Source organism: Phenylobacterium sp. (genome assembly GCF_046590535.1).
Classification (GTDB): domain Bacteria; phylum Pseudomonadota; class Alphaproteobacteria; order Caulobacterales; family Caulobacteraceae; genus Phenylobacterium.
This window is the reverse complement of sequence record NZ_JBKJTG010000137.1, coordinates 1-5,431: the sequence shown is the minus strand read 5'-3', so window position 1 is coordinate 5,431 and position 5,431 is coordinate 1. Positions and strand designations below refer to the sequence as shown.

The 5,431-nt window shown below is 71.0% G+C and carries 7 protein-coding genes; 1 reads left to right on the top strand and 6 read right to left on the bottom strand.

Features of this window, described 5'->3' with window-relative positions:
• From ACLL81_RS08485 to moaA, 4 genes are all read right to left on the bottom strand, one after another.
• A partial coding sequence (locus ACLL81_RS08485; RefSeq protein ID WP_411287912.1) for a molybdenum cofactor biosynthesis protein B occupies window positions 1–430 on the bottom strand: 430 nt, incomplete at its 3' end.
• On the bottom strand, window positions 427–900 hold the full coding sequence (locus tag ACLL81_RS08480) for a molybdenum cofactor biosynthesis protein MoaE (RefSeq protein WP_411287911.1): 474 nt from the start codon (window positions 898–900) through the stop codon (window positions 427–429). The genes ACLL81_RS08480 and ACLL81_RS08485, both read right to left, overlap by 4 nt.
• Complete coding sequence (locus ACLL81_RS08475) at window positions 897–1,139, bottom strand: MoaD/ThiS family protein (RefSeq protein ID WP_411287910.1); 243 nt, start codon at window positions 1,137–1,139, stop codon at window positions 897–899. The genes ACLL81_RS08480 and ACLL81_RS08475 overlap by 4 nt, the downstream gene beginning before the upstream one ends.
• Before the next feature lie 3 nt (window positions 1,140–1,142).
• Window positions 1,143–2,177, bottom strand: a complete 1,035-nt coding sequence (gene moaA / locus ACLL81_RS08470; RefSeq protein ID WP_411287909.1) for a GTP 3',8-cyclase MoaA — start codon at window positions 2,175–2,177, stop codon at window positions 1,143–1,145.
• Window positions 2,178–2,207: 30 nt separating this feature from the next.
• Between moaA and ACLL81_RS08465 the strand changes: the two genes are divergently transcribed.
• Entirely contained in the window at window positions 2,208–2,807 is a 600-nt protein-coding gene (locus ACLL81_RS08465) for an NTP transferase domain-containing protein (RefSeq protein WP_411287908.1), read from the top strand.
• Here the strand turns inward: ACLL81_RS08465 and ACLL81_RS08460 are convergent.
• Both ACLL81_RS08460 and ACLL81_RS08455 read right to left on the bottom strand, forming a co-directional pair.
• Window positions 2,804–4,990, bottom strand: a complete 2,187-nt coding sequence (locus tag ACLL81_RS08460) for a molybdopterin cofactor-binding domain-containing protein (RefSeq protein ID WP_411287907.1) — start codon at window positions 4,988–4,990, stop codon at window positions 2,804–2,806. The genes ACLL81_RS08465 and ACLL81_RS08460 overlap by 4 nt on opposite strands.
• A gap of 10 nt (window positions 4,991–5,000) precedes the next feature.
• On the bottom strand, window positions 5,001–5,429 hold the full coding sequence (locus ACLL81_RS08455; protein WP_411287906.1) for a (2Fe-2S)-binding protein: 429 nt from the start codon (window positions 5,427–5,429) through the stop codon (window positions 5,001–5,003).
• Window positions 5,430–5,431: the final 2 nt, after the last annotated feature.

Sequence of the window (5,431 nt, the reverse complement as noted above, 5' to 3'; positions counted from 1 at the left end):
GCAGGCAGAAGACAAACACGCCCTTCACCAGCCCCGCCAGAGCCCGAGACTGCAGCGTCGACAGCCCCACCGACTGGTAGCTGACCAGGTGGAAGACCACCGAGAACCCGTCGATCTCCTTGTCGAAGAGCGGACGGATCGCCTCGGGCGTCACATCGCGGCCGGTGATCCCGGTGCCGCCGGTGGTGACGATGGCCTCCACGCCGGCGTCCACCCAGACCAGCACCTGCCGGCGGATATCCTCGACGTCGTCGCGCACGATGGCCTTGTCGGTCAGCTCGTGGCCGGCCGCCTTCACCCGCTCGGCCAGCACGTGGCCCGAGGTGTCGCTTTCCTCGTCGCGGGTGTCCGAGATGGTCAGGACGGCGATGCGCACCGGCTTGATCGGCAGGCCCTCGTTGATCCGGCCGCCGGGGGTCAACATGTTCATTTCGCGGTCTCCTTGTCCCAGCGCGCCCCGTTCTCCCAACGAGAAATATCGGCATGGTCCTGCGCGCGGGGCTCCACCCAGCGGGCGCCGTCCGGGCCGTGCTCCTTCTTCCAGAAGGGCGCCTTGGACTTCAGGTAGTCCATCAGGAAATCGCAGGCCTCGAAGGCCTCGCGGCGGTGCGCCGCGGCGGTGGCCACGAAGACCACCGGCTCGCCGGGCGCGATCTTGCCCACCCGGTGGACGACTGTCAGGTCGTGCAGGGAAAAGCGCCCCCGGGCCTCATCGGCGATCTTGCCGATCTGCGCCTCGGTGAAGCCCGGATAGGCCTCCAGCTCCAGGGTCGCGGTTTCGCCCCCGTCGGCGCGGGCCAGGCCGGTGAAGGTGGCGACCGCCCCGGTCTCCGCCCGGCCGCGGGAAAAGCTGGTCAACAGGGCGCCCGGATCGAATGGTTCTGCGGTGAGCTGGATCATCCGCCGCTCATCGGCGGCAGGAAGGCGACTTCGGCCCGGGGGCCCAGGGCCGCGTCGCCGCGGACGATGGCCTGGTCCAGGGCGACCTGCACCCCGGGTCCCGCCAGGGCTGCGCCCAGGTCGGCGTCCTCGGAGGTCAGGAACGCGCGCAGCGCATCCAGCGTGGTCACCGCGTCCACCTCCCGCTCGCGCCAGCCGGCCAGGTCGCTCAGGCGGCCGAACAGCAGCACCCGGGCCACGGCTCAGCCGCCCGTGGTGGACATGTGCCGGGCCACCGCCGGCTCCGCCCGCTCGATCTGGAAGTCGTGGCCCTTCGGCTTGCCGTCCACGGCCAGGCGGATGGCGTCGGCCAGGTCGTCGTCCGAGGCGCCGGCGCGCATGACGGCCCGCAGGTCGCTGGCGTCCTCCCGGCCCAGGCAGGTGTGCAGGGTGCCGGTGCAGGTCACCCGCACCCGGTTGCAGGCCTCGCAGAAATTGTGGCTGAGCGGGGTGATGAACCCAAGCCGGCCGCCGGTCTCCGCCACCCGCACATAGCGCGCCGGCCCGCCGGTCTGCAGGGGAATGTCGGACAGCGACCAGAAGCTCTCCAGCTCGCGCCGCAGCACGGTCAGCGACAGGTACTGGTCGGTGCGGTCAGCCTCCACCTCGCCCAGCGGCATGGTCTCGATCAGGGTCACGTCCAGGTCGCGGCCGTGGGCCCAGCGGATCAGCTCCGGCAGTTCGGCGGCGTTGTCGTTTCGCAAGGCCACCGCGTTCAGCTTCACCCGCAGGCCGGCCCGTTGCGCCGCATCGATCCCCGCCAGCACCTTGGCCACATCCCCGCCGCGGGTCAGGCGGCGGAACAGCTCCGGCTTGAGAGTGTCCAGCGAGACGTTGATCCGCTTGACGCCCGCCTCGGCCAGCCCGCCGGCGAACTCGGCCAGCCGGGTGCCGTTGGTGGTCAGCGTCAGTTCCTCCAGGGCCCCGGTGGCCAGGTGGCGCGACAGGCCGCCGATCAGACCCATGACCCCCTTGCGCACCAGGGGCTCGCCGCCGGTGATCCGCAGCTTGCGGGTTCCCAGCGCGATGAAGGCTGAGGCCAGCCGGTCCAGCTCCTCAAGGCTCAGCACCTCGACCTTCGGCAGGAAGACCATGTGCTCGGCCATGCAGTAGACGCAGCGCAGGTCGCAGCGGTCGGTGACCGACAGGCGCAGGTAGCTCACCGTGCGGCCAAAGGCGTCCACCAGCGGGGGCGGGCGCTTTGCGACTTGCGGCGATGCGGCGTCATAGGGCGTCATGTCGCCTTGGAACATAGAGGGGAAGCGGGCTTGGCGACAGGGGCAGGACCAATAGCGGCCTTCGAAGCCGTGGTGCTGGCGGCCGGCGCGGGGGTCCGGTTCGGCGGCGGCAAGCTGTTGGCGCCCTGGCGGGGCGGCCTGCTGATCGAGGCTGCGCTCGCCACGGCCTTCACCGCCCCGGTGCGCGGGGTGACGGTGGTCACCGGCGCGGACGCCGAGGCGCTCGCCGCCGCGGCCCGGGCCTTCGACCCCCGCGTCCGCATCGTCCACGCCGCCAGCCACGCCGAGGGCATGGGCGCGTCGCTGCGCTGCGCCATCGCCAGCCTGCCTGAGGACGCCCAGGCCGTGTTCGTGTTCCTGGGCGACATGCCCCGCGTGCCGATCGCCGTCCTGGAGCCCCTGGCGCAGGCGGTGCGGGCCGGGGCGCCTGCCGCGGCGCCGCTGTTCGCTGGCCGGCGCGGCAATCCCGTGGTCCTGGCCCGCGACCTGTTCCCCGACCTCCTGGCGCTCACCGGCGACGCGGGCGCGCGCGGCGTCCTGCAAAGCCTGGGCCCGGCCCTGGCCCTGGTAGAGGCCCCCGACGACGGCGTGCTGTTCGACGTGGACCAGCGGAGGGACCTCGCCGGCTAGACCTTCACAAACGGCTGGCTCAGCGTCGGCTGGCCGGTGATCGCCAGGATGGCGTTGGCCACGGCGGGCCCGATCACCGGCGTGCCCGGCTCGCCGACGCCGCTGGGCGGGTTGGCGGAGGGGAGGATCCAGGTCTCCACCGTGGGCGCCTCGGAGTGGCGCAGCACCCGGTAGGTGTCGAAGTTGGTCTCCTGGACCACCCCCTCCTTCAGGGTCGTCTGGCCGAACATCGCCGCCGACAGGCCATAGCAGGTGCCGCCCTCGATCTGCGAGGCGACCTGGTTGGGGGAGATGGCCAGGCCACAGTCGATGGCGGTGACCACCCGGCCGACCTTCGGCGCCCCGTTCAGCATCTGCACCTCGGCCACCTGGGCCACCACCGAGCCGAAGCACTCGTGCACGGCCACCCCGCGGGTCCAGCCCGCCGGGGCGGGGGTCGTCCAGCCGGCCTTCTCGGCAGCCAGGTTCAGCACCGCCAGGTGGCGGTTGGCGCCGGCCTTGGCGTAGAGGGCGCGGCGGTACTCCACCGGATCCTTGCCGGCCCGCTTGGCCAGCTGGTCGATGGTGTGCTCCATCACATAGGCCGTGTGGGTGGCGCCCACCGAGCGCCACCACAGCACCGGCACGCCCACGTCGGGCAGGATCACCTGGGTGTCCACCACCGGCGTGGCCTTCAGGTAGGGCGAGCCCTTCACCCCCTCCACGGCGGTCTCGTCCAGCTTGGGCACGCCGGTGGGCGAGCCCTTCATCACCGACTGGGTGACGATCCGCTGGCGCCAGGTGGCGGGATAGCCCTCGGCGTCGGTGGTGATCCGCAGGGCGTGATGCACCAGGGGGCGATAGTAGCCCGCCGCCATGTCGTCCTCGCGGGTCCAGACCAGCTTCACCGGCCGGCCCTTGTTCACCCGCTTGGCGATCTGCACGCACTCGGCGACATAGTCGGACTGGAAGTTGGCGCGCCGCCCGAAGGAGCCGCCGGCGAACAGGGTCTCCACCTGGATGGCGCCGGGCAGGTTGCCGACGATTTTGGCGGCGTTGAGCTGGTCCATGGTGGGAATCTGCGAGCCGTGGATCAGCCGGGTCTTGTTGCCGTCGACGATGGCCACGCAGTCCATCGGCTCCATGGTGGCGTGCGCCAGGTAGGGAAAGTCGTAGGCGACCTCCAGGGCGTCGCCGCCGGTGGCCGCGGGCGCAGTCCCCTTGGCGTCGAAAGCCGTCCACTCCAGCTTGCCGGTGGGCTGGACCTTGCCGGAGGCCAGGTCCTTGAACGACGCCAGGATCTGGTCGGAGCTGCGTTTCTCAGCCTTGGATTCGTCCCAGGTGACCTTCAGCGCGGCGCGGCCCTGCAGGGCGGCCCAGGTGTTCTGCGCGACCACGGCGACGCCGGTGGGGATCTGGTATACCTCCACCACACCCGGCACCTTCCTGGCCTCCGCGGCGTCGAAGGACTTCACCTTGGCCCCGAACCGCGGCGCATGGGCGACCATGGCGGTCAGCATGTTGGGCAGCCGCACGTCCTGGGTGAACCGGGCGGTCCCGGTGCTCTTGGCGTAGCTGTCCTTGCGGCGGACCCGGTCGGTGCCGATCAGGGTGAAGGTCCTGGGGTCCTTCAACTTGGGCGTCTGGACGGGTGTGATCTTGGCGGCGTCGGCCATCAGTTCGCCGAAGCCCGCCTGCTTGCCCGAGCCGACATGGGCCACCACCCCGTTGGCGACGGTGATCTCGCCGGCGGCGACGTCCCATTTCTTCGCGGCGGCGTCCACGAACATGGCCCGGGCCGAGGCGCCCGCGGTGCGCAGCTGGGTCCAGGAGTTGGAGATCGCCGACGAGCCGCCGGTGCCCTGCACCCCCATCAGCCCGTTGGAATAGACCTTGGCGTTGGCCACGGCCTGCTCGACCCGGACCTTCGTCCAGTCGGCGTCCAGCTCTTCGGCCACGATGGCGGCGAGGCCCGCGTGATTGCCCTGGCCGAACTCGATGTGCTTGGAGATCACCGTGACCCAACCGTCCGGCGAGATCTTCACGAAGGGTCCGAAGGCGCCGAAGTCCTTCTTGGCGCCGACGCTCATCACGTCGCCCATGGAGCAGCCCACCAGCAGCGAGCCACCGGCCAGGGCGGCGCTGACCGCCAGCACCTCGCGTCGGGTGGCGGCGGTGGCGATATCTTTCAGAGGCTTGTTCATCGGGCTCTCCTCAGACCTTCGGCACGGCGAGCGGCGCGGGCGTCACCGCCACCGCCGGGACCGCGGACATTCCGGCGGCGTCCTTGATGGCTTCTCTGATCCGCTGGTAGGCGCCGCAGCGGCAGATGTTGCCGTCCATGGCCGCGCCGATGTCGGCGTCGGTGGGCTTGGCGTTCTGGGTCAGCAGCGCCGCGGCGTTCATCAGCTGGCCCGACTGGCAGTAGCCGCACTGCGGCACGTCGTGCTTCACCCAGGCCACCTGCAGCGGGTGGTTTCCCCCTAGGCTCTCGATGGTGGTGATCTTGGCCGGACCGATAGCGGAGATCGGCATCTGGCAGGAGCGGATCGGCTGTCCGTCGGCCAGCACCGTGCAGGCCGACGGACAGCCGATCCGCTCCTGCCAGATGCCGATCTCCGCTATCGGTCCGGCCAAGATCACCA

Bases quoted from the DNA above. Each gene is read 5' to 3' on its own strand.
- ACLL81_RS08480 (WP_411287911.1), bottom strand. From the start codon at position 900: ATGATCCAGCTCACCGCAGAACCATTCGATCCGGGCGCCCTGTTGACC.
- moaA (WP_411287909.1), bottom strand. From the start codon at position 2,177: ATGACGCCCTATGACGCCGCATCGCCGCAAGTCGCAAAGCGCCCGCCC.
- ACLL81_RS08460 (WP_411287907.1), bottom strand. From the start codon at position 4,990: ATGAACAAGCCTCTGAAAGATATCGCCACCGCCGCCACCCGACGCGAG.